At 76.3% G+C, this 23,598-nt stretch carries 18 protein-coding genes; 11 read left to right on the top strand and 7 right to left on the bottom strand.

All coding sequences use genetic code 11. The features are described 5' to 3' along the window. Positions 1-2: 2 nt before the first annotated feature. Together egtC and egtD are read left to right on the top strand one after the other, a co-directional pair. Positions 3-776 carry an ergothioneine biosynthesis protein EgtC gene (gene egtC / locus IEY94_RS17530; RefSeq protein ID WP_189171293.1) on the top strand — a complete coding sequence of 258 codons (774 nt, stop codon included), beginning with the start codon at positions 3-5 and terminating at the stop codon, positions 774-776. After that, entirely contained in the window at positions 773-1,744 is a 972-nt protein-coding gene (gene egtD, locus IEY94_RS17525; protein ID WP_189171292.1) for an L-histidine N(alpha)-methyltransferase, read from the top strand. Before egtC ends, egtD begins: the two co-directional genes overlap by 4 nt. 113 nt (positions 1,745-1,857) lie before the next feature. On the opposite strand, the gene IEY94_RS17520 is transcribed toward egtD, so the two are convergent. Next, positions 1,858-2,571, bottom strand: a complete 714-nt coding sequence (locus IEY94_RS17520; RefSeq protein ID WP_189171291.1) for a M23 family metallopeptidase — start codon at positions 2,569-2,571, stop codon at positions 1,858-1,860. Between the two features lie 154 nt (positions 2,572-2,725). On the opposite strand from IEY94_RS17520, the gene IEY94_RS17515 reads away from it, so the two are divergent. The 3 genes from IEY94_RS17515 to IEY94_RS17505 all read left to right on the top strand — a co-directional run bounded on the left by IEY94_RS17515 (position 2,726) and on the right by IEY94_RS17505 (position 5,137). After that, positions 2,726-3,715: a pirin family protein gene (locus tag IEY94_RS17515; protein WP_189171290.1), complete on the top strand. Its 990-nt coding sequence runs from the start codon at positions 2,726-2,728 to the stop codon at positions 3,713-3,715. Between the two features lie 125 nt (positions 3,716-3,840). Next, positions 3,841-4,374 (top strand): hypothetical protein, encoded by a 534-nt coding sequence (locus tag IEY94_RS17510; protein ID WP_229784208.1) that lies wholly within the window; start codon positions 3,841-3,843, stop codon positions 4,372-4,374. 295 nt (positions 4,375-4,669) lie between these two features. Next, positions 4,670-5,137, top strand: a complete 468-nt coding sequence (locus tag IEY94_RS17505; protein ID WP_189171289.1) for a cytidine/deoxycytidylate deaminase family protein — start codon at positions 4,670-4,672, stop codon at positions 5,135-5,137. A gap of 10 nt (positions 5,138-5,147) precedes the next feature. Here IEY94_RS17505 and gsmA read toward each other — a convergent pair whose 3' ends face one another. Further along, positions 5,148-6,236: a sporangiospore maturation cell wall hydrolase GsmA gene (gene gsmA / locus IEY94_RS17500; protein ID WP_189171288.1), complete on the bottom strand. Its 1,089-nt coding sequence runs from the start codon at positions 6,234-6,236 to the stop codon at positions 5,148-5,150. A gap of 315 nt (positions 6,237-6,551) precedes the next feature. Here gsmA and IEY94_RS17495 point away from each other — a divergent pair, with 315 nt between their 5' ends. The 4 genes from IEY94_RS17495 to IEY94_RS17480 are packed head-to-tail and all read left to right on the top strand — an operon-like array spanning position 6,552 to position 12,439. After that, on the top strand, positions 6,552-8,459 hold the full coding sequence (locus IEY94_RS17495; RefSeq protein WP_189171287.1) for a sensor histidine kinase: 1,908 nt from the start codon (positions 6,552-6,554) through the stop codon (positions 8,457-8,459). A 48-nt stretch (positions 8,460-8,507) separates the two neighbouring features. Then, positions 8,508-9,527 (top strand): aspartate-semialdehyde dehydrogenase, encoded by a 1,020-nt coding sequence (locus tag IEY94_RS17490; protein ID WP_189171286.1) that lies wholly within the window; start codon positions 8,508-8,510, stop codon positions 9,525-9,527. A gap of 10 nt (positions 9,528-9,537) precedes the next feature. Beyond that, positions 9,538-10,539, top strand: a complete 1,002-nt coding sequence (gene fgd / locus IEY94_RS17485) for a glucose-6-phosphate dehydrogenase (coenzyme-F420) (protein ID WP_189171285.1) — start codon at positions 9,538-9,540, stop codon at positions 10,537-10,539. A gap of 7 nt (positions 10,540-10,546) precedes the next feature. After that, a complete protein-coding gene (locus IEY94_RS17480) occupies positions 10,547-12,439 on the top strand; it encodes a hybrid sensor histidine kinase/response regulator (RefSeq protein ID WP_189171284.1) in 1,893 nt (630 codons plus the stop codon). Here IEY94_RS17480 and IEY94_RS17475 read toward each other — a convergent pair. Both IEY94_RS17475 and IEY94_RS17470 read right to left on the bottom strand, forming a co-directional pair. Further along, positions 12,398-14,767 carry a bifunctional diguanylate cyclase/phosphodiesterase gene (locus IEY94_RS17475; protein ID WP_189171283.1) on the bottom strand — a complete coding sequence of 790 codons (2,370 nt, stop codon included), beginning with the start codon at positions 14,765-14,767 and terminating at the stop codon, positions 12,398-12,400. The two genes, IEY94_RS17480 and IEY94_RS17475, sit on opposite strands and share 42 nt — an antisense overlap. Continuing rightward, positions 14,764-16,719 (bottom strand): sensor domain-containing diguanylate cyclase, encoded by a 1,956-nt coding sequence (locus IEY94_RS17470; protein WP_189171282.1) that lies wholly within the window; start codon positions 16,717-16,719, stop codon positions 14,764-14,766. The genes IEY94_RS17475 and IEY94_RS17470 overlap by 4 nt, the downstream gene beginning before the upstream one ends. A 199-nt stretch (positions 16,720-16,918) precedes the next feature. Between IEY94_RS17470 and ggt the strand changes: the two genes are divergently transcribed. Next, entirely contained in the window at positions 16,919-18,757 is a 1,839-nt protein-coding gene (gene ggt, locus IEY94_RS17465; RefSeq protein ID WP_189171281.1) for a gamma-glutamyltransferase, read from the top strand. Between the two features lie 96 nt (positions 18,758-18,853). On the opposite strand, the gene IEY94_RS17460 is transcribed toward ggt, so the two are convergent. Then, positions 18,854-19,837, bottom strand: a complete 984-nt coding sequence (locus tag IEY94_RS17460) for a hypothetical protein (RefSeq protein ID WP_189171280.1) — start codon at positions 19,835-19,837, stop codon at positions 18,854-18,856. A gap of 315 nt (positions 19,838-20,152) precedes the next feature. On the opposite strand from IEY94_RS17460, the gene IEY94_RS17455 reads away from it, so the two are divergent. After that, the gene (locus tag IEY94_RS17455; protein ID WP_189171279.1) at positions 20,153-20,578 is read left to right on the top strand and encodes a TraR/DksA family transcriptional regulator; all 426 of its coding nucleotides are present in this window, start codon (positions 20,153-20,155) and stop codon (positions 20,576-20,578) included. A 114-nt stretch (positions 20,579-20,692) separates the two neighbouring features. Here the strand turns inward: IEY94_RS17455 and IEY94_RS17450 are convergent, their stop codons facing one another. Together IEY94_RS17450 and IEY94_RS17445 are read right to left on the bottom strand one after the other, a co-directional pair. Next, on the bottom strand, positions 20,693-21,946 hold the full coding sequence (locus IEY94_RS17450; RefSeq protein ID WP_229784237.1) for a serine hydrolase domain-containing protein: 1,254 nt from the start codon (positions 21,944-21,946) through the stop codon (positions 20,693-20,695). Between the two features lie 77 nt (positions 21,947-22,023). After that, entirely contained in the window at positions 22,024-23,502 is a 1,479-nt protein-coding gene (locus IEY94_RS17445; protein WP_229784207.1) for a S1 family peptidase, read from the bottom strand. Between the last annotated feature and the right edge of the window lie 96 nt (positions 23,503-23,598).

Raw genomic sequence — 23,598 nt, 5'->3', positions numbered from 1 at the left:
CGATGTGCCGCCATCTGGCCAGGCTGGGGCCGCCCATGCCGCTCGCCGGTCCGCTGTTCGACGACCCGCACGCGCTCGTCCGCCAGTCCTGGGCGCCGACCGACATGCGCGGCGGCGGGACGATCAACGCCGACGGGTTCGGCGTCGGCTGGTTCCCGCCCGGCGGCGGCCCGGCCGTCCGGTACCGCCGGGACTGCCCGATCTGGGCCGACGCCTCGCTGCCCGCGCTCGCCGCGGCGACGACGGCGGGCAGCCTGCTCGCCGCCGTCCGGTCGGCGACCGTGGGGATGCCGTGCGTGGAGACCGCGGCGGCGCCGTTCACCGACGGGCGGTGGCTGTTCAGCCACAACGGCGTCGTCCCCGGCTGGCCGGACAGCCTCGCCCCGCTGGCCGCGACCCTGCCCGTCCGGGAACTGCTGCTGCTCGACGCCCCCAGCGACGCCGCGCTGCTGTGGGCGCTGGTCCGGCACGCCCTGGCCGCCGGCGCCACCCCGGCGGCCGCCGTCGCCGACACCGTGCGCCGGGCCGCCGCGGCGGTGCCCGCGGCCCGGCTCAACCTGCTGCTGGTCGGGCCCGCCGTGGCCGTGGCCAGCACGCTCGGCCACTCCCTGTGGTACCGGGTGGCGGCCGGCAGTACCACGCTCGCCTCCGAACCGCTGGACGCCGACCCGGCCTGGCAGCCGGTCGGCGACGGCCGATTGGTGGAGGCCACACCCGGCACCGTGAAACACGATTCACTGATCAGCAGTACGCCGATAGACCAGGAGGCCCGATGACGCCCGCGCCGCTCAAGCACCTGCTCCACGATGACGACCTAGCGCGCGCGCTCCGGGCCGACGTGCGCGCCGGCCTCACCGCCACGCCGAAGTGGCTGACCCCGAAGTGGTTCTACGACGCCCGGGGCAGCGAGCTGTTCGAGGAGATCACCCGGCTGCCCGAGTACTACCCGACCCGGGCCGAGCGGGCGGTCCTGCGCGAGCAGGCCCGCTCCATCGCGGCGATCGCCAGGGCCAAGACGCTCGTCGAGCTGGGCTCGGGGGCGTCGGAGAAGACCCGGCTGCTGCTGTCCGCGCTGCACGACGAGGGCAGCCTCGCGGCGTTCGTCCCGTTCGACGTGTCCGCGGCCGCGCTGACCGACTCGGCCGCGGCGATCGCCCGGGAGTACCCGAGCCTCCAGGTCCAGGGCATCGTCGGGGACTTCACCCGGCACCTGGGCAGCATCCCGCCCGGCGGCGGCCGGCTGGTGGCCTTCCTCGGCGGGACGATCGGCAACCTGCTGCCCGAGGAGCGGGCGGCGCTGCTGGACTCGCTGCGCGCCGTCCTGGAGCCGGGGGAGTGGCTGCTGCTCGGCACCGACCTGGTGAAGGACCCGTCGGTGCTGGTCCCGGCGTACGACGACGCGGCCGGGGTGACCGCCGACTTCAACCGCAACGTCCTGCGCGTGCTGAACCGGGAGCTGGGCGCCGACTTCGACCCGGCGGCCTTCGCGCACGTCGCGCACTGGAACGCCGAGCGCGAGTGGATCGAGATGCGGCTGCGGGCGAGCCGGGCGATGCGGGTCCGGCTGCCCGCGCTGGACCTGACGGTCGAGTTCGCGGCGGGCGAGGACCTGGGCACCGAGGTGTCGGCGAAGTTCCGGCGGGAGCGGATCGCGGCGGAGCTGGCCGCGCACGGGTTCGCCCTCGAACACTGGTGGACCGACCCCGAGGGCCTGTTCGGCGTCAGCCTGGCCCGCGCCACCTGACGGCCCGCCCGTCGCCGATCCCGCGCCCGCGCTCGCCCCGCGGGTGCGGGTGTCCGGCGGCGGGCGCGGGCCGGGCCCGGCCGCGCCGGCGGCCCGCTGTCCCGATCGGGCGGTCAGGCGCGGGGGCAGCCGTGGGTGCGGCGCCAGGCGCGCAGTTCGCGGGCCGGCGACAGCGGGCGCCCGGCCCGCCAGGCGTCCAGGTAGTCCGCCGGCCAGATCGCCCCGCGCCGCAGCCACCAGTCGCCCGTCCGGGCGCACGCCGGGGACAGGCCGAAGTGGATGTGGCAGGCGCTCGCGTCCCCGGTCCGGCCCACCGCGGCGATCCGCTGCCCCGCCCGCACCGGGCGGCCGGGCGCGACCGCCGGATCGATGGCGGCGTAGTGCGAGCCGTAGTACCGGGCGCCGTCGCGGCCCAGGATGGAGATCGACAGGCCGCCGCGGGTGGCCCCGTCGTCGACGGCGCGCCGGTACCGGTCGACCCGGCTCACCTCGAGCACCTCGCCGTCGACCGGGGCCAGCGCGGCGGCGCCGCACGGCGCCATGATGTCGGCGGCGGGGTAGTCGTGGTGGGTCCGGGCGTAGGAGGCCGGGCCGCGGACCGGGAACGCGTACCGCACCGCGGCCGGTGCGCTCGCCGTGGGCGTGGCGCCCGGCGTCGGCCCGGGACCCGGCGTCGGCCCGGCACCGGGGCCGGGAGCGCCGGCCGACGGCGTGGGGGTCCCGGCCGCCGGGACGAAGGTCGGCCGCTGGGTGCAGCCGCCCGCGAGCAGCAGCGCCGCGGCGAGCACGAGGGCGGCGCCGCACCGGCGCCGAGCGACGAGAACCATCGCGGGCCACCGTACGCCCCCCGCCCGACCGCCCCGCCCACCACCCTCCGTCGACGCCCGCCCCCGGCCGCCGCCCGCGGCAGTGAATCTGCGGAATATTGTCGAAGCAAGTATCGTTCGGGGAGGCGTTGGAGTCGAGTCGAGGAGGAAAGCCATGCCGGCCGTGACCGTTCAGGACATCCGTACCGTGCCCCGGCTGCCCGAGGCGACCGGCGCCGCGGTCCGCCCCGTGACCTCGGTGACCACCGCGCCGCAGGGGTTCGAGGGCGAGGGCTTCCCGGTCCGGCGGGCGTTCGCCGGCGTGGACCTCGCCGCGCTGGACCCGTTCATCCACATGGACCAGATGGGCGAGGTCGAGTACGCCCCGGGCGAGCCCAAGGGCACCCCCTGGCACCCGCACCGCGGCTTCGAGACCGTGACGTACATGATCGACGGCCAGTTCGCGCACCGCGACACCAACGGCGGCGGCGGGCTGATCTCGGACGGCGACACCCAGTGGATGACCGCCGGCAGCGGCCTCCAGCACATCGAGACCCCGCCGGAGCACCTGGTGGCCAGCGGCGGCCTGTTCCACGGCATCCAGCTCTGGGTGAACCTGCCGCGGGAGCTGAAGATGTCCCCGCCGCGGTACCAGAGCATCGCCGGCGGCCGGGTGTCGCTGCTGGCCGGCGCCGACGGCGGCGCGCTGCTGCGGATCATCGCCGGCGAGCTGGCCGGGCACGGCGGGCCGGGCGTGACGCACACCCCGATCACGCTCGTGCACGCCACGATCGCGCCCGGCGCGGAGCTGACGGTCCCGTGGTCGGCCGACTTCAACGCGCTGGCCTACGTGCTCGCCGGCCGCGGCGCGGTCGGCCCGGACGCCCGGCCGATCGGCGCCGGCCAGCTCGCGGTGCACGGCGCCGGGTCGGCGCTGCGGCTGCGGGCCGACGACCGGCAGGAGGCCCGGTACCCGCACCTGGACGTGCTGCTGCTCGGCGGCCGCCCGATCCGGGAGCCGGTGGCCGCCTACGGGCCGTTCGTCATGAACACGAAGGCCGAGCTGGTGCGGGCGTTCGAGGACTACCGGGCCGGGCGGCTCGGGGTCATCCCCGCCGACCACACCCCGCACGGCGGTGTGAGCGGGGCGACACCGGACGCCTGACCGGGTGCTCAGGTGGCCGGCCGGGCCGCCGATGGGACCGGGTGACGAGATACGGGCTGCCTCCGTGGCGGCCCGTATCCCCGTACCCGGGCCGCGGTGGCCCGCCGAAAACAGGGGAGCACGCTGTGTCCGCCACCATGCCGGTCGAACTGGCCCCGGTCGTCTCCGCGACGGCCCGCTGGCTGGCGCACTCGTTCCCCGCCCCCTGGCCGGGCGCCTTCAGCAGCGCCCTGGTCGAGTTGCAGGCCCGGCAGGCCGTCACGGTCGCCGCCTGGCTGCGGTACCCGACGACGATCGACGCCGAGCTGCTCACGATCGCCGGGCCCGGCGGCGCCGACCACCTGGACTGGATCTTCGGCGCGGCCCCGCTGGCCGAGCCCGAGCAGTGGCGCACCTGGGTCGACGAGGTGGCCGCGAGCTGGGCCGGCAACCTGCTGACCGACCCCGCCCTGGCCGACGCCGCCGTGGCGACGCTGGGCCAGCGGGCCGGCTCGCGCGGCCTGGCCGCCCGGTTCCGCCGGCTGCTGGCGCCGGACGAGCAGGACCTGCGCGCCGCCGTCCTGCTCCGGCACCCGGACCTGGTCGCCCCGATCGCGGCCCTGCACGCCGACGAGCTGCTCCGCCTGCTGGACACCGAACTGGCCACCCCGCAGCACTGACCGCGGCCGGCCGCCGCGCCGCCCGCCCCGAGCCACCGCCCCGCGCCCCCCGGTCGCGGGGCGGTGCGCTGTCCGGCCCCGGCCCGCCCCGACCGCCGCGCGCCCGGTCGGCCACCGCCGCCGAAATGCCCGGACCCGTGCGCAGCGCGCCGTCCGGACCCGTGTGCCGCTCTGGCCTGTGTGCCGCTCTGGCCCGTGCGTCGCCCTGGCCCGTGCGTCGCCCGGACCCGTGCGCCGCGAGAGGTCCGGACCCGTGCGTCGCCGGCCGCGGGGACCCCGTGGGTAGCCTGGCGGGATGACCGAGGAGGCACCCCCGCCGGCGGACGACGACCGGTGGCTGGCCGAGGCGGTGGCGCTGTCCCGGCGCTGCCCGCCCAGCCCGACGGCGTACTCCGTCGGCGCCCTGGTGGTCGCCCCCGACGGCACCGTCCTGGCCCGCGGCCACTCCCGCCAGGGCGGGGACCCGGCCGTGCACGCCGAGGAGGCCGCCCTGGCGGCCCTGCCGCCGGGCGCCGCCGCCGGCGCGACCGTCTACAGCTCGCTGGAGCCGTGCACCCATCGCCGGTCGCGCCCGCGGAGCTGTACCGCGCTGATCATCGACAGCGGCGCCGCCGCGGTCGTCTACGCGCTGGCCGAGCCGCCCGACCTGGCGCCGTGCACCGGCGCCGCCGACCTGCGCGCGGCGGGCCTGGCCGTCCGGCACCGGCCGGCCCTGGGGGCCGCGGTGCGGGCGGTCAACGCCCACCTGCTCGGCGGCGGCTGACCGGCCCGGTTCAGCGCCAGGTGTCGTACTTGTACAGGTTGTGCGACTTCATCAGCGCCGTCACCTTCGCGTAGTACTGCGGGTCGGTGGCGTACCCGGCCTTCCAGATCCGGTACAGGAACTGGTTCGACGAGCGGGTGTACGTGAACGCGCCCTTGTACCGCGAGTTCGACCGCAGGAACAGCCCGTGGTCCCGGAACGAGTTGGCCGGCGCCCGGTACGTGCGGAACGAGTCGCTCATGTCGAAGCAGTTGCCGTTGCTGCTGCACTCGAACGTCTGGTAGCTGTAGCAGCCGCTGGCCAGCGGGCCCTTGCCGTTGCACTTGATGCCGAAGTAGTTGTGGTGCACGGCGGCGAGCGCGCTGCGGCCCCAGCCGGACTCCAGGATGGCCTGGCCGATGGTCACCGACGGCGGCACCCCGTACTCGCGCCAGCCGCGCTGCGCGCCGGGCCCGGCGAGCTTGATGAACTGCGCGTTGGTCAGCACCGCCGGCGGCTTCGGCACCGAGGCGCAGCGCGGCAGGCGGCCGGCGCTGACGTACGCGTGCGAGATCCACCGGCCGTCGGCGAGCTTGTCCCACTGGGTCGTGGTGCCCCGGGTGCCGGTGATCCGCTCGCCGGTGGCGGCGCAGGTCAGCCGCAGCTTGGTCCGGTTGAGCACGCTGGCCACGATCGGGAACCGGGTCGACGGGCCGGTGCGCAGCCGCACGCCGCCGTCGGCGCTGACGACCGCCCCGGCGTACACCCGGACGGCCCGGCCGCTGACCGACTTGGCGCAGGTGCGCGGCCACGTGCTGTACCGGACGTTGGCCATCGACACGTACGCCCCGTTGGCCAGCCTGGCCCACGCCCGGGAGCGGCGGACGCTGCCCTTGACGGTCTGGCCGGAGACGGCGCAGCGGATGGTCATCCGGGCGCCGTTGCGCAGGTGGCCGGCGGCGGCGGTCTTCGTGCTGGCGCCCTTGCGCATGGTGACGCCGCCGGCGACGGCGACCCGCCCGGCCACGGGGGCGGCGGCGGCCGGCGTCGGGATGACGACGAGGGAGCTGACCATGGCGACGAGCGCGCAGGCGGTACCGATCGACTTCCGGCTGGTCATGCGGGGACCTCTCGACTCGGCACACAGGGGGTCCCCTGACCATCGGTTCGCTGCGCCCGAGCCCGCGGTGCACTCCGGGTGCAGGTGGGTTGTCCCTCGGGCCGGCCCGAGGGCGCCGGAGTAGAAAGGCGGTAAACCATCCCTTTCCGGCCCGTCATTCGGGAAGAAAAAGGCACGAATCATGTAGAAAGGTAAAGTCAGGATCCTGCCGGCGAATCCGGCCGACGCTCGCCGGCGCCGCCCGCTCGCCGGGCCAGCGCGACCCGCCGCGGGGCGGACCGCGACCGGCGAACCCGCTTCTCCGCGAAGGTGCCCATGACTGAACCGCGGGGTGTCACCGCGACCGCCGTCGCCCAGCAGCCGGACGCGGCCGGGCGCGGGCTCCCGCGCGACGCCGCCCGCGGCTGGGCCCGGCTCGCCGCCCTGGCCACCGGGGCGCCGCTGGCCGCCGTCTGGCTCGCCGCGGGGGACCACCTCGCCGTCCGGGACCGCTGGGCCGCCCGGGCGCGGCCGGACGACGACGTGCTGGACAGCGCCCTGCCGTACGTGGAGCTGGTCCGGGACACCGGCGAGCCGTACGAGCTGCGCGACACCCGGGCCGCCGCCCCCGGCGACGTGCACGCCTTCCTCGGCGTGGACATCCCCGACCCGGACGGCCGCCCCGTCGGCGTCGTCGCCGCCCTCGACCTGCACCCGCGCGCCTGGCAGCCCGCCGACTACACCACGCTGCGCGACATCGCCGGCATGGTCAGCGCCGCCCGCACCCCGGACCTCGGCCGGCGGGCCCCGCTGCTGCTGTCCGGCCTGCTGGAGAGCGTGGAGAACATCATGATCATCTCGTGCAACGCGGACGGGACGATCGAGCTGGCCGACGAGGCCCTGCGCGCCCTGCCGGGCATGCCGGCCTCGGTCCGCGCCGACGCCGACCACGTGCTGCCCTGGCTGTGCGACGCCGCCGGCCACCCGCTGCGGGTCGGCGACACCCCGCTCGCCCGGGCGTACGGCGGGGAGCGGGTGCGCGACGCCCGGGTGCTGTACCGGCCGCCGTCGGGCACCGCGCGCACCTGGTCGATCAACGGCCTCCCGCTCCGGCACGCCGACGGCCGCCCGGCCGGGGCGATCGTCGCCGTGCACGACGTCACCGACGCCCGGCGCCGGCGCCGGCTGCGCGAGGCGGAGCTGGCCGTGGCCCGGGCCGTGGCCGTACCCGGCGCCGCCCCCGACCGGGTGTACGCCGCGATCCTCGCCGCGCTCGGGGCCGCCCTCGACGCCACCGGCGCCGAACTGTGGCTGGACGACGCCGTCGGCGGCCGGACCCGCCGGGCCGCCCGCTGGCCGGCGCCCGCCGACGGCCAGCCGCCCGCCGACCCGGCCGGCGCCGCCGAGGTCACGCCGGTGGCGCTCGGCGGCCACCGGTTCGGCAGCCTGCGCACCCGCGGCGCCCGCGCCGACGGCGCCCGGGAGCTGCTGGACAGCGTCGCCGAGCAGGTCGCCCACTACCTCGAGCAGCGCCGGGCCGCCGCGCTGGCCGAGGAGCTGAGCCGGACCCGGGACGAGTTCATCGCGCTCGCCGGCCACGCCCTGCGCACCCCGCTGACCGCGATCGCGTCCCTGGCCGAGCTGCTCCGCGAGGGCGACGCCGACCTGGCCGACCAGCGGATCGCCCTGCTCGGCCGGATCGAGAGCAACGCCGCCACCCTGCGCGGCATCGTCGAGGACCTGCTCGACCTCGCCGGCCTGGAGTCCGGGCACATCAGCCTCATCTGGGCCCCGGTGGACCTGGCCGAGCTGGTCGAGCGGCGGCTGGCCGAGCGGGCGCCGGCCGACGGGCGGGTCCGGCTGCGCGGCGAGCTGCCCGAGCACCTGCCGCTGACCGGCGACCGGATGCGGCTCGGCCAGGTCGTCGACAACCTGCTCTCCAACGCCGTCAAGTACAGCCCGGAGGGCGGCGAGGTCCGGGTCCGGCTGCACCGGCACGACGACATCGCCGAGCTGACGGTCGCCGACGAGGGCCTGGGCGTACCCGCGGCGGAGCGGGACAAGCTGTTCCACCGGTTCTTCCGCGGGGCGACCGCGCACGAACGCGGCATTCCCGGCACCGGCCTCGGCCTGGCCCTGACCAGGGTCATCGTGGAGCGGCACGGCGGCAGCATCGCGCTGGCCGACGACGCCGCCCGGGGCGCGGAGTTCGTCGTCCGGCTGCCGCTGAACCCGCCGCAGTGACGAATATCCATCGATCAATCCCGGCTCGCATTCGGTAGCCTGAGCGGCATGAGAATCGGTATCGTCGGCGCCACCGGTCAGGTCGGCGCGGTCATGCGCCAGCTCCTGGCCGACCGCAACTTCCCCGTCAGCCAGCTCCGGGTGTTCGCCTCGGCCCGCTCGGCCGGTCGCACCCTGCCCTGGAAGGACGGCGAGGTCACGGTGGAGGACGCCGCGACCGCCGACTACGCCGGCCTGGACATCGCCCTGTTCTCCGCGGGCGGCTCCACCTCCCGCGAGCTGGCCCCGCGGGTCGCCGCCGCCGGCGCCGTCGTGATCGACAACTCGTCGGCCTGGCGGATGGACCCGGACGTCCCGCTGGTCGTCGCCGAGGTCAACCCGCACGCCGTCGCGCACCGGCCCAAGGGCATCATCGCCAACCCCAACTGCACCACGATGGCGGCCATGCCGGTGCTCCGGCCGCTGCACGCCGAGGCGGGGCTGACCGCGCTGGTGGTGGCCACGTACCAGGCCGTCTCCGGCGCCGGGCTCGCCGGCGTGGCCGAGCTGGCCGACCAGGTCGCCAAGGCCGGCGACGGGGCCAGCGCGCTGGCCTTCTCCGGTACCGCTGTCGACTTCCCCGAGCCGCGGGCGTTCGGCGACACCGTCGCCTTCAACGCGCTGCCGCTGGCCGGCAGCGTCCTCGACGACGGCTCCAACGAGACCTCCGAGGAGCGCAAGCTGCGCGACGAGTCGCGCAAGATCCTGGAGATCCCGGACCTGCGGGTCTCCGGCACCTGCGTCCGGGTGCCCGTGTTCACCGGCCACAGCCTCCAGATCAACGCCCGGTTCGCCCGGCCGATCGCCCCGCAGCGGGCCGCCGCCCTGCTGGCCGCGGCCCCCGGCGTCGAGCTGGTCGACGTGCCGACCCCGCTGCGCGCCGCCGGCCAGGACCCGACGTACGTCGGCCGGATCCGCGCCGACGAGACCGTCGAGCACGGCCTCGCCCTGTTCTGCAGCGGCGACAACCTGCGCAAGGGCGCCGCGCTCAACGCGGTGCAGCTCGCCGAGCTGGTGGCCGGGGCGTAAGGGCCAGCGGATGCCGCCGATCCGGTTCGGCTACAAGGCCAGCGCCGAGCAGTTCGCGCCGGTCGAGCTGCTGGACCTCGCCGTCGCCGCCGAGGCGTGCGGCTTCGACTCGGTGTTCGTCAGCGACCACCTCCAGCCGTGGCGGCACACCGGCGGGCACGCCCCCGCCGCCCTGCCCTGGCTGGGGGCCCTGGTCGCCCGGACCGAGCGGGTGGTCGTGGGCACCAGCGTGCTCACGCCCACCTTCCGGTACCACCCGGCGGTGATCGCCCAGGCGTTCGCCACCCTCGGCTGCCTGGCGCCGGGCCGGGTGGTCCTCGGCCTCGGCTCCGGCGAGTCGCTCAACGAGGCGCCGCTGGGCGCCGCCTGGCCCGCCCCGCGCGAGCGGCTGGACCGGCTGGCCGAGGCCGTCGCGCTGATCCGCCGGCTGTGGACCGAGGAGCGGGTCGACTTCGCCGGCGCGTACTACCGGACCAGCCGCGCCACCATCTACGACCGCCCGGACACCCCCGTGCCGCTGTACCTGGCCGCGGGCGGGCCGCGCGCCGCCCGGCTGGCCGGCGCGCACGGCGACGGCCTGATCTGCACCTCGGGCAAGGGCGACGCGCTGTACCGGGACACCCTGCTGCCCGCGCACGCCGCCGCCCGCCCGCCGGGCGCCCCGCCGGCCGACCTCATGATCGAGGTCAAGGTCTCGTTCGACCCCGACCCCGCCGCCGCGCGGGCCGCCACCCGGCACTGGGCGGCGCTCGCCCTGACGCCCGAGGAGAAGACCGGCGTGGACGACCCGGCCGAGCTGGAGCGGCGCGCCGACGCGCTGTCCGAGGAGCGGGCGGCGAGCCGGTGGATCGTCTCCGCCGACCCGGCGGCGCACGCCGCGGCGATCGGCCGGTACCTCGACCTGGGCTTCCGGCACCTCGTCTTCCACGCGCCCGGCCCGGACCAGCGCGCGTTCCTGCGCCGGTACCGCGACGACGTCCTGCCGTTGCTGCGCGGCCGGGCCGCCGGCTAGGCGCCCGGTGCCCGCACCCGAACCGGACCCGGCCGACCGGGAACTGCTCGCGTCGATCGTCCGCTCCTCGCACGACGCGATCGTCGCGCTCAGCCTCGACCTGACGATCCTGAGCTGGAACCCCGGCGCCGAGCGGCTGTACGGCTACCGCGCCCACGAGGTGATCGGCCGCTCCGCGGACGTGCTCGTCCCGGCCGACCAGCGGGCGGACATCGGCGAGCTGGTCCGCCGGGTCGCCGGCGGCGCGCGGATCGACCGGTTCCGGGCCCGGTTCAGCCGGCGCGACCGGCACCTGACCGTGTCGCTGGCGGTGTCCCCGCTGACCGACAGCCGCGGCACGATCGTCGGCGTCACCACCATCGCCCGGGACATCAGCGACAGCGAGCGGGCCGAGGCCCGGCTGAGCGCGGTCCTCGACGCCGCCCCGGACGCGATCATCGCCGTCGACCGGCGCGGCCGGGTGGTGCTGGCCAACAGCCGGGCCGAGCGGCTGTTCGACCGCCCGCTGCCGGACCTGCTGGACCGGGACGTGGACACCCTCGTCCCCGGCGGCCTGGTCGGCGGCGAGGCGGACGCCCCGGTGGTCAGCCGGGCGATCCGCCGCGACGGCGGGGCGGTGCCGGTGGAGCTGACGCTGAGCGTCACCGACACCGACGAGGGGCCGCTGCGCTGCGCCGCGCTGCGCGACATCACCGACCGGCTGCGGGCCCGGGCCGAGGAGCAGCGGCTGCGGGCGATCGCCGAGCGGGACCGGCTCGACGCCCAGCTCCAGCGCGCCCAGCGGTGGGAGAGCCTCGGCCAGCTCGCCGGCGGGGTGGCGCACGACTTCAACAACCTGGTCGGGGTGATCCTCAGCTACGGCGAGTTCGTCATCGAGCAGGCCAGCACCGGCGGCGACCCGGCCGCGATCGCCGCCGACGCGCAGCAGGTGGTAGGGGCGGCGCAGCGGGCCAGCGAGCTGACCCACCAGTTGCTGTCGTTCGCCCGGCGGGAGGCGGTCCGGGCCGAGCCGCTGGACCTGCCGGCGGTGATCGAGGGCCTGCTGGACCTGCTGCGCCGGTCCGTCGGCGAGCACATCGCCGTCCGGGTCCGCCGCCGCGGCACCCCGCCGCCGGTGACCGCCGACCGCGGCCAGCTCCAGCAGCTCCTGGTGAACCTGGCCGTGAACGCCCGGGACGCGATGCCCGGCGGCGGGACGCTGACCCTGTCCACCGACACGGTCGTGGCGCCGCCGGGCGCCGAGCCGGGCGGCCCGGCGCCGGGGGAGTACGTCCGGCTGCGGGTCACCGACACCGGCTCGGGGATGCCGCAGGAGATCCGGGACCGGGCGTTCGAGCCGTTCTTCACCACCAAGCCGCGCGGCGAGGGCACCGGGCTGGGCCTGGCCACGGTGTACGGCATCGTCACCCAGGCCGGCGGGGACGTGCGGATCGAGTCCGCGGTCGGCGCCGGTACGACGATCGTGGTGCTGCTGCCGGTCCGCCCGCCCGCGGCGCCCGCGGTCGAGGCGGCGCCGGTGGCCGCGCGCGGCGAGACGATCCTGCTGGTCGAGGACGAGGCCGCGCTGCGCGGCGTGGCCGCCCGGACGCTGCGCAGCGCCGGGTACGAGGTCCTGCTCGCCGCCGACGGCCGGTCCGCGCTGGAGGAGGCCCGGCAGCACCCCGGCCCGATCCAGCTCCTGGTCAGCGACGTGGTGATGCCCGGCATGCAGGGCCGCGAGCTGGCCGCCCGGCTGGAGGTGAGCCGGCCGGGCACCCGGGTGCTGTACGTCTCCGGCTACGCCCGCCCGGTGCTCGCCTCGCGCGGCACGCTGGAGGGCGACCAGGTGCTGCTGGCCAAGCCGTTCAGCCGGGACGAGCTACTGCGCGCGGTGCGGCTCCGGCTCGACGCCCCGGAGTAGCCGCCAGGTCACGGTCCCCGCGCCGGCCGCCGCGCCGAGCCGGGCGCCGACGTCGGCCGGGGCCATCGGGCGGGCGAAGTGGAAGCCCTGGGCGTACCGGTAGCCGAGCCGGTGGAGCTGCTCGGCCTGCTTGCCGCTCTCCACGCCCTCGGCGATCGTGCCGAGCTTGAGCCCGTCGGCGATCTGGAGCATGGCGGTGGCGATGATCGTCTCCTGCTCGTTGCCGGGCACCCCGTCGACGAACGTCTTGTCCACCTTGAGCACGTCCACCGGGGTGGAGCGCAGCAGGCCCAGCGACGAGTGGCCGGTGCCGAAGTCGTCCAGCGCCACGGACACGCCCAGCGCGGAGATCTTGTCCAGCGCGTCGACCGCGGCGCTGTTGTCGAACACGGCCGTCTCGGTGACCTCGATCATCAGCCGGTCCGGGGTCAGGCCGCTGGTGCGCAGCGCGTCCTCGACGGTCCGGGCGATCTCGGGCTCGCGCAACTGCCGGGCGGAGATGTTCACGCTGACCGTCCACGGCTGGGTGGCGCCGTCGCGCACCTGCCAGCCGGCGGCGTGCCGGCACGCCTCGCGCAGCACCCACTCGCCCAGCGGGACGATCAGGCCGGTGCGCTCGGCGGCGGCGATGAACTGGTCCGGCCGGACCAGCCCGCGCTCGGGGTGCTGCCAGCGGACCAGCGCCTCGGCGCCGACGATCATCCCGTCGGGCAGCCGGACGATCGGCTGGAACAGCAGGGTGAACTCGGCGGCGGCCAGCGCCCGGCGCAGGTCGGCGCCGAGCTGCGCGTCGGTCGCCGCGACGTCGTCGAGGCCCACGTCGTACCGGCGGTGCCGGCCCTTGCCGCCGGACTTCGCCGCGTACATCGCCAGGTCGGCGCGGCGCAGCAGCTCGTTGGGGGACAGGCCGGGCGCGGTGTCGGCGATGCCGATGCTGGACGTCACCAGCAGGTCGAACCCGTTGACCGACATCGGCCGGTCCAGCGCGTCGGTGATCCGGTCCAGCAGCTCGGCCGCCCCGCCGGCGGTGACGCCGGGCAGGATCAGCGCGAACTCGTCGCCGCCGAGCCGGGTGACGGTGTCGGTGGCGCGCAGGCAGCCGCGCAGCCGGTCGGCGATGCTGACCAGCAGCGCGTCGCCGGTGGCGTGGCCGAGCCGGTCGTTGATCACCTTGAAGTCGTCCAGGTCGATCAGCACCACGCTCGCCGCGGTGCCGTCGCCCTCGACCAGCGCCAGCCGCTCCTCGAACAGCCGCCGGTTGCCCAGCCCGGTCAGGCTGTCGTGCTGCGCCTGGTGGGCGAGCTGGGCCTGGGCGTCGCGCAGCTCGCGGACGGTGTGGTCGACCCGGCGCAGCAGGCTGCCGTTCTCCCGCAGCGCGGTGATCTGCCGCAGCACGACCACGGCGGTGAGCACGACGGCGGCCACGGCGACGACCAGGCCGGGCGTCCGGCCGCCCCACGAGGTGACCACGAGCAGGGTGTCCAGGGCGCCCACGGCCAGGTACGGCAGGGTGCTGAACGGCCGCCGCGCCCGCCCGGCCGGCGGCGGTTCGGCGGGCCGGCGGCGCTGCCGGTCGGCGGCGAGCGCCACCAGGATCGCCACCGGCGGCAGGGCCAGCACGGACGGGACCAGGTTGGGCCGGCCGGCGAACAGCGGCGACAGCGCGCCCGCGCCGGCGCCGACCGCGGCGGCGAGGGCGAGCAGCCGCATCGCGACCGGGTCGACCGCGCCGGCGCCGAGCAGGCTGATCTTGAGGAAGGCGAACGCGCCGATGAAGCCGAGCACGACGATGGCCAGGGCCGGGCCGGCGTTGCCGGGCCGCACGTCCCACTGCTGGAAGTGCCGGAACGAGAAGTACCAGACGAACACGCCCGCGGTGATCAGCACGATCCCGGCGTCCATCGCGAAGCGCAGCCGCGCCTGCCGGGTCATCTCGGTGCGGCTGGGCAGCCGCAGCAGGGCCCACAGCAGCACCAGCAGCGCGGCGGCGTACCAGGCGAACACCGACACCCCGGCCCGCTGGCCGGCGTGCGCGGTCGGGGCGGTCAGGGTGTGCACGGCGTTGGCGATCCCGCCGGCGGTCAGCAGCGTGATCGTGCCGGCGAACCGCAGCCAGTACCGCCGCGCCTCGGGCAGCCGGTGGGCCAGCGCGGCCCGCCAGCATTCGACGGCGGCGGCCCCGACGGCGAGCACCGTCGGGGCGAATCCGGCCAGCACCGGCAGCACCACGCCGGCCGCGCCGAGCGCCAGCCAGGCCAGCCCGGCCACCCCGCCCGCGAGGGCGAGCAGCAGGGGCAGCCGGCCGAGCACGGCGCGCAGCGCGGTCACCGTTCGACCGCCCGGTCGGCGGCCGCGGCGGTCCACGGGTCGTGGATCACGTACCGGTTCTTGCCCTGCTGCTTGGCCGCGTACATGGCGGCGTCGGCCGCCCGCAGCAGCGCGACCGGGTCGCGGTCGCCGGCGGCGGCGATGCCGACGCTGGCCTGCAGCCGCAGCATCCGCCCGCCGACCAGCACCGGCCGCTCCAGCGACTCCAGCAGCCGCTGGGCCACCAGGGTGGCCTCGCCGGGCGTGGTGTCCGGCAGCAGGATGGCGAACTCGTCGCCGCCCAGCCGGGCGCCCACGTCGATGTGCCGGATCGCCGCCCGGACCAGGTCCGACAGCGCCATCAGCGCCTCGTCCCCGGCGTGGTGGCCGAGGCTGTCGTTGATCCGCTTGAAGTCGTCGAGGTCGATGACCAGGACGGTCACCGAGGAGACGCCGGGCGTCCACTCGTGCAGCATCCGGGTGAGCCGGTCGGTGAACAGCGCCCGGTTGGCGAGCTGGGTCAGCGGGTCGTGCGACGCCTCGTGCCGGAGCCGGTCCTGCAGCTCGCGGGCCCGGGTGACCTCGCGGGCGTTGCTCACCAGGCCGCCGACGTCCGGCTGGTCGATGAGGTTCGTCATGATCACTTCGAGCCAGCGCCACGAGTCGTCGGCGTGCCGGTACCGGGCCTGGTACGTCACCGTGTGGCCGGGCGAGGCCAGCAGCTCGTACATCAGCGGCTGCAATTCCACCCGGTCGTCCGGGTGGATGAACGCCGTCGAGTGCTGCCCGGTGACCGCCTCCGGCGGGTGCCCGAGCACCCGGGCGATGGACGGGCTGACGTAGGCGTACCGGGAGTTCGCGTCGATGATCGACGTGACGTCGGAGGAGTGCCGCAGCAGCGCCCGCAGCCGCTGCTCGTGCCGCTGCACGTCGGCCAGGCTCTCGTCGACCCGGCGCAGCAGCCGGTGGTTCTCGTTGAACGCCACGAGCTGCCGGACCAGCACCAGCGCGACGATCCCGACCGCGCCGGTGAGCACGCCGAGCGCCCGGCTGTCCACGATCGGCAGGTTCCACAGCAGCAGGGTGAACACGGCGGCGACCATGACGTACGGCAGCACGCTGTACGCCCGGCGCGGCCGCAACCGGCCCGCACTCGGCCGCCCGTACCGCAGCAGCCGCAGTTGCAGCGTCGCGGCGATGGCGACGGCCAGCGCCGGCAGCATCCGGACCAGCATCAGCGGCCCGTACGACCCGGCCGTGGCCAGCGTCGGGAACGGCAGGACGGCGTCGCACAGCACCTCGCCGGCGGTGGCGCCGATCAGCAGCGTGGCGGGCCAGCGGCCGACCGGCGGGTCGTCGCTGACGATCAGCCGGGCGCCGGCGAAGGCGGCCACCATCAGCACGATGGCGGTCAGCACGGCGATGCCGATCTCCCGGCCGCCGGCGTCCGGGGCGACGCCGAGGTACCAGCGGAACACCGCCGCCCCGACCAGCACCGTCCCGGTGTCCAGCCAGAAGCCCACCCGCTCGCGCACGGTGCGCCGGCTGGACGGGTACCGCAGCAGCGCCACCAGCACCGCCGCGCAGCCGATCACCAGGGTCAGGTTGCGGACGACGACCAGCGCCTCGCCCAGTGACCCCGCGTGGCCCAGGTTGCCGAGGGCGTAGCCGACGTCGCCGACGGTGAACAGCAGCGACGCGAACGCCACCGCCGACCAGAACCGGCGCATGTGCGGCGCGGCCAGCCGCTGCGCGACCCGGCGGGCCGCGACGGCGGCGATCAGGTCGAGGACGGCGATGGAGGTCCAGAAGAGGTGGAGCTGGCCGACCGGCCCGCCGAGGCGGCCGGCGAACACCGGCAGCAGCGCCAGCCCGAACAGGCCCAGGCCGATCGCGACCCGGCCGGCACCGATCGCCGGCCGGTGCGGCAGGCGCTCGGCCGCGGGCGGCAGGACGGCGGGGTTGAGCTGCACAGTGCTCCTCACGAGGGTCGGTGCGTACGGTCCTCCACCCCTCCGGCATCGGCACCCCGGCACCCCGGCCTGAGAACTCCCCGGGCGGCGCGCCGCCGCCGACACCCGGCGCCACCCCTCCCGGCACACCGGGCACGCTTGCCCCCGTCGATCGGGACGGGTAGGCAGGTTCCGACCGCAACCACGATGAGGAGGCAGAATGCGACGACTCGTCGCTCCCGTCCCGATCGCCCCGGGCAGCATCCGCACCGCCGCGCGCCGCGCCACCGCCGCGGCCGGCGGCGCCGCCCTGCTCCTCGGCCTCGCCACCCCCGCCCCGGCCGCGGCCGCGGACCCGCCGCGGGACCCCGTCGCCGAGGGCACCGGCGGCGCCATCTCGACCGTCGACCCGACCGCCACCGCCGTCGGCCTGCGGGTGCTGCGCGACGGCGGCAACGCCGTCGACGCCGCCATCGCCGCCGCGGCGGCGCTCGGCGTGACCGAGCCCTTCTCCGCCGGCATCGGCGGCGGCGGCTTCCTGCTGTACTACGACGCGAAATCCGGGAAGCTGCAGAGCATCGACGGCCGGGAGACCGCGCCGGCCGCCACTACCGAGAAGCTGCTCCAGGACGACGCCGGCAAGCCGCTGGCCTTCCCCGAGGCCCGGGTCAGCGGGCGCTCGGTCGGCGTACCGGGCACCCTGCACGTCTGGCGCGACGCGCTGAAGCGGTGGGGCACCCGCTCGCTGGCCGACACGCTGCGCCCGGCCGCCGACGTCGCCGACGCCGGCTTCGCCGTCGACCCCACGTTCCGGGCCCAGGTCGCCCAGAACGCCGACGCGTTCGCCCAGTTCACCCCGACCCGGGCGCTGTACCTGCCGGGCGGCGCCCCGCCGGCCGTCGGCAGCACGTTCCGCAACCCGGACCTGGCCCGCACGTACCGCAGCATCGCCGCCGATGGCACCGACGCGTTCTACCGCGGCCCGATCGCCGCCGACATCGCCGCCACCGTGGCGCGGCCGCCGCTGGCGGCCGACCGGCCGGCCTGGCCGTACGCGATCCGGCCCGGCGCGCTGACCGCCGCCGACCTGGCCGGGTACCGGCTGCGCTGGCCCGGCCCGACCTACACCCGGTACCGCGACCTCGACGTGTACGGCATGGCCCTGCCCTCCAGCGGCGGCGTCGCCGTCGGCGAGGCGCTGAACATCCTGGAGACCACGAGGTTCGCCGGGCTGCCCCGCACGCAGGCGCTGCACCGGTACCTGGAGGCCAGCGCCCTGGCCTTCGCCGACCGCAACCGGTACCTCGGCGACGGCGTGCCCAAGGCCACCGCCAAGGCGCTGCTCACGGACCCGTACGCGGCCCGCCGCGCCTGCCTGGTCGACCCGGCCCGGGCCCTGCCCAAGCCCGTCGCCCCCGGCGACCCGGCCGCCCCGGGTGCCTGCCCGAAGGCCGCGCCCGGCGGCTCGCCGATCGAGGGCGGGGAGAGCACCACCCACCTCACCGTCGCCGACAAGTGGGGCAACGTCGTCGCCTACACCCTCACCATCGAGGAGACCGGCGGCAACGCGATGGTCGTACCCGGCCGCGGCTTCCTGCTGAACAACGAGCTGACCGACTTCAGCTTCGCCCCGAGCCAGGGCACCGCCCGGGACCCGAACCTGCCCGGACCGGGCAAGCGGCCGCGCAGCTCGATGTCCCCGACGATCCTGCTCGCCGACGGCAAGCCGGTCCTGGCGCTGGGCACCCCCGGCGGGTCGACGATCATCACGACGGTGCTGCATATCCTGCTGAACCGGCTGGAGCTGGGGATGACCCTGCCGGCGGCGCTCGCCGCCCCGCGGGCCACCCAGCGCAACACCGAGAAGGTCGAGGCCGAGGCGGGCTTCCTGGCGCTGCCGGAGGCGGTGGGGCTGACGGCGCTCGGCCACACGTTCGCCCGGCGGGACGAGATCGGCGCGGCCACCGCGATCGGCTTCGGCCCGCGCGGGGCGCTCCAGGCGGTCGCCGAGCCCACCCGGCGCGGCGGCGGCGCGGCGGCGGTGGTCCGCCGCTACTGACCGCGGGCGGGCGCCGGCCCGGCGCCCGCGAAACGGGCTGCGGGCCCCGCACCGGTGTGCTCGGTGCGGGGCCCGCGGTCCGTCCGGTCGGCCGGGTCAGAGCAGCGCGCGCGCCGCCCGTCGCCGACGGGTGGCGACCAGCGCCAGCGCGCCGCCCGCGGCGAGCAGGGCGCCGATGCCGGCGACACCGCCCAGCGCGAGGCCGGTCACCGGCAGCGTGTTGTAGTCGTAGTCCTCGTCGTCGTCGTCCGCGCGGCAGACGAGGCCCTTGCCGGTGTCGACGCAGTCGTCGTCCTCGTCGTCGTAGTCGCCGATGTGCTCGGCGCTGCTGCACACCCGGCCCTTGCCGCTGTCGTCGCAGTCGTCGTCGTGGTCGTAGTCGTAGTCGTCCTCGTCGTCGTGGTCGCGGCCGTAGTCATCGTCGTCGTGGTCGCGGCCCTTGTCCCGGTCGCGGTCCCGATCGCGGTCCCGGTCGTCGTCGCGGCCCTTGTCGTGGTCGCGGCCCTTGTCCTCGTCCCGGCCCTTGTCGTGGTCGCGGCCGTCGTCGTCGTAGCCGTACATCCAGCCGCCGAGCACGCCGTACCCGCAGAGGCAGTTCATCGCCACGTACATGGCGACGCCGGAGCAGACGGTGGCGTACGACTTGACGATGTTCCAGCCCTTGTCCGAGCTGGCCAGCCAGTACTGCTTCTTGCCGCCGACCAGGTGCGAGCCGCCCCACAGCCCGTCGTCCATCTTCTTGCCGAGCAGCCGGTCCTTGCCGACCTTGACCTTCTTGTCCGAGCGGCCGTCGCCGTCGGTGTCCACCTCGGCGGTGATCTCGTCGACCGAGCCGTGGTCGGGCATGTCCCAGGTGGACATCTTGCTGCCCCAGCTCAGGTCCAGGCCGAGCGACTTGACGATTTCGAGGGTGCCGCACCCGCCGTTGTTCGCGTACGAGTCGGCGTTCTTGTATTGGTCGCCGAGAACCGACCCGAGGCCCGGGATGGTGGCGGAGGCGGGGGTGACGGACACCAGAGCTGTTGCGCCGCCGAGGATCAATCCGGCGAACGCCGCGCTGATTCGCGCAGATAACTTCATACGGGCTCCCGGGGAGGGGTAGCAAACGGACGCCTCATCGTGGCGGGTGCCTCTTGACCTGCGGATCCACCGAACGGCCCGACCGGAATGACCGCCGCCATCGCACCCGGCAAGACCGGCAATCATGGAATTTCCGGCAATTTGCCGAACGCCCCGTACTACAGTGATGCCCATCAATTCGCGCTTCTCCGACATTCTGGGTGAACGCGCGTTTAACGGGTTCGTGCCGCGGGTACTCGCCGACCCACATCTGCCGAGAATCATGCCGCGGCGCCCGGCCCCTGCCGGGTGCCGCGGCGCAGCACAGGAGGACCCATGCTTGTCGAGGAGGCCCGCGCCGGCGCGGTCACCCCCCAGCGCTCCGGCGGCGCGCGCAGTCAGGCCGAGATCGACGAGATCAAGGCCGGGCTCCAGCGCCGGCACAACGAGCTGCAGGCCGAGTACGAGGAGGCGGTCAGCCTCACCCAGCAGCTCAGCCGCGCCCACCTCGCCGACACCGCGGGCGACGACGACGCCGACATCGGCACGAAGACCTCCCAGCGGGAGGGCGAGCTGTCGGTGCTGCGCGGGATCTCCGAGCGGCGCGAGCAGGTGGAGCTGGCGCTCCAGCGGCTCGGCGAGGGCACGTACGGCTACTGCGAGCGGTGCACCGCGCCGATCCCGGTCGAGCGGCTGGGACTGTTCCCGTGGGCGACCACCTGCGTCGGCTGCAAGCAGCTCCAGGAGCGGCGCGCCGGCTGACCCGCCCGCGGCCGGAGCGGAGGCCGGCCGGGGCGCACCCCGACGACGCAACGGCCGGACCCCGAGCGGGGGTCCGGCCGTTGACCGCGCGCAGCCGGGGTGCCCGGCCGCGGGTCAGCCCAGCGGGCCGCGGGGCAGGGCCCGGCGCGCCGCGCGCAGGGCGGCCACGTCGGCCGGCGGCGCGGCGTTGCACAGCGAGGCGTACTGCGCCCGGCCCTTCGCCGCGAACACCCGCTCGGCCTCGGCGTCGGTGACCCAGACGTTCTGGTTCTCCGCGGTGGTCACCTGGCGGGTCGCGTCCGGGGTGTGCAGGGACGAGGTCAGGTGCCCGACGGTCCCGCCGTCGTGGCCGTAGAACCACTGCGCGCCGGTCGGGCAGGGGAGCTGCACGGCCAGCAGCCCCAGGCCGTACCGCACGCCCGGCTGGCCGGTCTCGGCGAACCGCAGCAGCTCGGCCTGCTGCGCCGGGGCGAGCAGCTTGCCGGTGAGCAGGGCGCGGTAGAACGTGTTCAGGTCGGCGGTGGTGGAGACCAGCTCGCCGGCCGCCCACGCCCAGGACATGTTGAAGTCGGTGTAGTCGCGCCGCCCGGCGGCGTCGTACGCGATGTACGCCCGGTCGTGCTTGCCCCGGATCCGCGGCTGCGTGCCCGGCGCGTACGTGTTCGCCAGCTTCAGCGGCGCCAGGATCCGCCGCCCGACCTCCTCGGCGTACGGCTTGCCGGTGACCCGCTCGATCACCAGCCCGGCCAGCAGGTAGTTGGTGTTGGAGTACGACCAGCCCTTGCCCGGCGCGAACACCGGCGCCCCGCCGATCCCGATCCGGGCCAGCACGGCCGGCGGGATCGTGGTGTGCCGGGCCCAGTCGATCGCCTCGGGGCTGGTGGTGAGGATGTCGGTGTAGTTGGCCAGGCCGCTGGTGTGCTGGAGCAGCATCCGGACGGTGATCTGCCCGCCCCGGTCCGGCTTGCCGTCCGGCCCGGTCGCCGGCAGCAGCTCGGGCAGGTAGGTGGCGATCGGCGCGTCCAGGCCGACCTTCTTCTCCGCGACGAGCTGGAGCACGGTGGTGGCGACGAACGTCTTGGTGATGCTGCCGACGCGGTGCCGCAGGTACGTCTCCATCGGACGCTCGCCCGGCACGTCGGCGAGGCCCTGCGCGAGCCGGGCCTTCTCGGCGCCGGCCCGGACCTCGGTGTAGACGCCCGGCATGCCGGCGGCCACCTCGGCCCTGAGCAGCGAGCGGATCAGCTTCTCATCGATGCCGGTGTACGGCGTGGACGGTGGTGCGGCCGCGGCCGGTGCGGGCGCGCCCAGCGGTGCGGCGACGGCGAGCGCGAGGGCGAACGCGGCGACCGGGCGGGCGAACGGCATGGGCACCTGGGAACCTCCGTGGTTGCGGGGACACGTCGCGGCCAGGCTATCGGCCGCCCGCCACCGCCGGCGGCGTTCTACCGGGGCGCGGCGTACCCCACCGTCGCCCCGACCGGCCCGCCGTCGGTGCCCGCCCGGTACCGGTAGTAGCCGGCCACCCCGCGGTGGCGCAGCGCCGCGGTCCCGTCGCCGCGGGCGGTCGCCGCGGTCACCCAGGAGCTGCCGGTCCACCGCTCGAGCGCCAGCGTGACCGGCGCGCCGCCGGGCGCGGCGACGCAGCCGCGGTGGGTGCCGGGGGCGCGGCTGACGTAGTAGGTGGCGTTCGGCCGGTACGCCGGCGCGTCGTCGCGCAGCGTCGCCGGGCCGCGCACGGGCAGCCCGGCGCAGCCGGTGCCGGGGGCGGGCGGCGGCGGGTCGGCGACGCGCAGGTTGAGCCCGTACGCGCTCAGCGCCTCGCGCAGCGGCTGGAAGTAGGTGACCCCGCCGTCGGTGCAGTCGCCGGAGCCGCCGGAGGTGATCCCCTGGGCCTGCCCGTCGGAGATCCAGCTCCCGCCGGAGTCGCCCGGCTCGGCGCAGACGTCGGTCCGGGTCAGGCCGGTGACGTTGCCCTCGGCGTACTTGACCGTGGCGTTGCGGGCGAGGATCGTGCCGCAGCGCCAGCCGGTGCGGGCGCCGGACCGGCAGACCGACGCGCCGACCGGCGCCTCGCGCGCGCCCAGCACCGGCACCGCGGCGCCGCCGTGGTCGTTCACGCCCGGCGCGACGCTCTCGGCCGTGCGGACGAACGCGTAGTCGTCGCCGGGGAAGTGGGTGCTGGCGAAGCTGCCCAGCGGCCGGTCCCCGTCGGTCCGGGCGCCGCTGCCGACGCGGCCGCAGTGGCCGGCGGTGACGAACCCGCCCTCGACGGCGAAGCCGATCGAGCAGGCGCCGCCGTCGCCGCGGAACCCGTCGCCGCCGGCGCGGCGGTCGGCGTACAGCCGGGGGCGGCCGGGCGCGGACCGGACGGTGACGGCGCCGTCGTCGACCCCGGCCCGGCGCAGGTACGCCCGGGTGCGGGTGCCGTCGCCGTCGGCGAGGACGACGACGGTGTTCTCGGCCACGTCGACGTACCAGCCGGCGACCGGCGCCGACCGGGCCCGGCGCTCCAACCGGGCCTGCACGGCGGCCAGCGCGGCCTCGCTGTGCCGGACCAGCCGCGGCGTGGCCCCGGCGGCCCGGACGGCCGCCGCCCGGTCGGGGTCGGTGACGGCGACGGTGAGCCGGTCGGTGTCGCGGGCCAGCCAGGCGCCGCCGAACCGGCCGCCGAGGCGGCCGCGCAGCGCGGTCTCGGTCGCGTACGCCCGCCGCTCGGCGGCGAGCCGGCTGCGCGCCCGGTCGGGGTTCAGCGCGAGGTCGCGGGACAGCGCGCGCAGCAGCGGCGCGTCCGGGTCGGCGGCGACCGGGTCGGGGTCGGGGGTGCGGTCGGCGCGGAACACGTCGGCCACCGCCGGCACGGCGAGTACGCCGCCGGCGACGACCGCCACGGCCACCGCGATCGCGGCGAGCCTGCGCGTCATGGGGTGCTCCTCATCACGGGGTGGGCGTCGGCGCCGCCCCCGCCCCCACGGGCCGCCCGGCGTACCGCCGCCGGGGGGTCCGCCGTGGGGACCAAC

Origin of the sequence: Pilimelia anulata, from assembly GCF_014647895.1 — a bacterium.
GTDB classification, from domain to species: domain Bacteria; phylum Actinomycetota; class Actinomycetes; order Mycobacteriales; family Micromonosporaceae; genus Pilimelia; species Pilimelia anulata.
This window is presented reverse-complemented; position numbering and strand designations above follow the sequence as displayed.

Bases quoted from the DNA above. Each gene is read 5' to 3' on its own strand.
- egtC (WP_189171293.1), top strand. From the start codon at position 3: ATGTGCCGCCATCTGGCCAGGCTGGGGCCGCCCATGCCGCTCGCCGGT.
- egtD (WP_189171292.1), top strand. From the start codon at position 773: ATGACGCCCGCGCCGCTCAAGCACCTGCTCCACGATGACGACCTAGCG.
- IEY94_RS17520 (WP_189171291.1), bottom strand. From the start codon at position 2,571: ATGGTTCTCGTCGCTCGGCGCCGGTGCGGCGCCGCCCTCGTGCTCGCC.
- IEY94_RS17515 (WP_189171290.1), top strand. From the start codon at position 2,726: ATGCCGGCCGTGACCGTTCAGGACATCCGTACCGTGCCCCGGCTGCCC.
- IEY94_RS17505 (WP_189171289.1), top strand. From the start codon at position 4,670: ATGACCGAGGAGGCACCCCCGCCGGCGGACGACGACCGGTGGCTGGCC.
- gsmA (WP_189171288.1), bottom strand. From the start codon at position 6,236: ATGACCAGCCGGAAGTCGATCGGTACCGCCTGCGCGCTCGTCGCCATG.
- IEY94_RS17495 (WP_189171287.1), top strand. From the start codon at position 6,552: ATGACTGAACCGCGGGGTGTCACCGCGACCGCCGTCGCCCAGCAGCCG.
- IEY94_RS17490 (WP_189171286.1), top strand. From the start codon at position 8,508: ATGAGAATCGGTATCGTCGGCGCCACCGGTCAGGTCGGCGCGGTCATG.
- fgd (WP_189171285.1), top strand. From the start codon at position 9,538: ATGCCGCCGATCCGGTTCGGCTACAAGGCCAGCGCCGAGCAGTTCGCG.
- ggt (WP_189171281.1), top strand. From the start codon at position 16,919: ATGCGACGACTCGTCGCTCCCGTCCCGATCGCCCCGGGCAGCATCCGC.
- IEY94_RS17460 (WP_189171280.1), bottom strand. From the start codon at position 19,837: ATGAAGTTATCTGCGCGAATCAGCGCGGCGTTCGCCGGATTGATCCTC.
- IEY94_RS17455 (WP_189171279.1), top strand. From the start codon at position 20,153: ATGCTTGTCGAGGAGGCCCGCGCCGGCGCGGTCACCCCCCAGCGCTCC.
- IEY94_RS17450 (WP_229784237.1), bottom strand. From the start codon at position 21,946: ATGCCGTTCGCCCGCCCGGTCGCCGCGTTCGCCCTCGCGCTCGCCGTC.
- IEY94_RS17445 (WP_229784207.1), bottom strand. From the start codon at position 23,502: ATGACGCGCAGGCTCGCCGCGATCGCGGTGGCCGTGGCGGTCGTCGCC.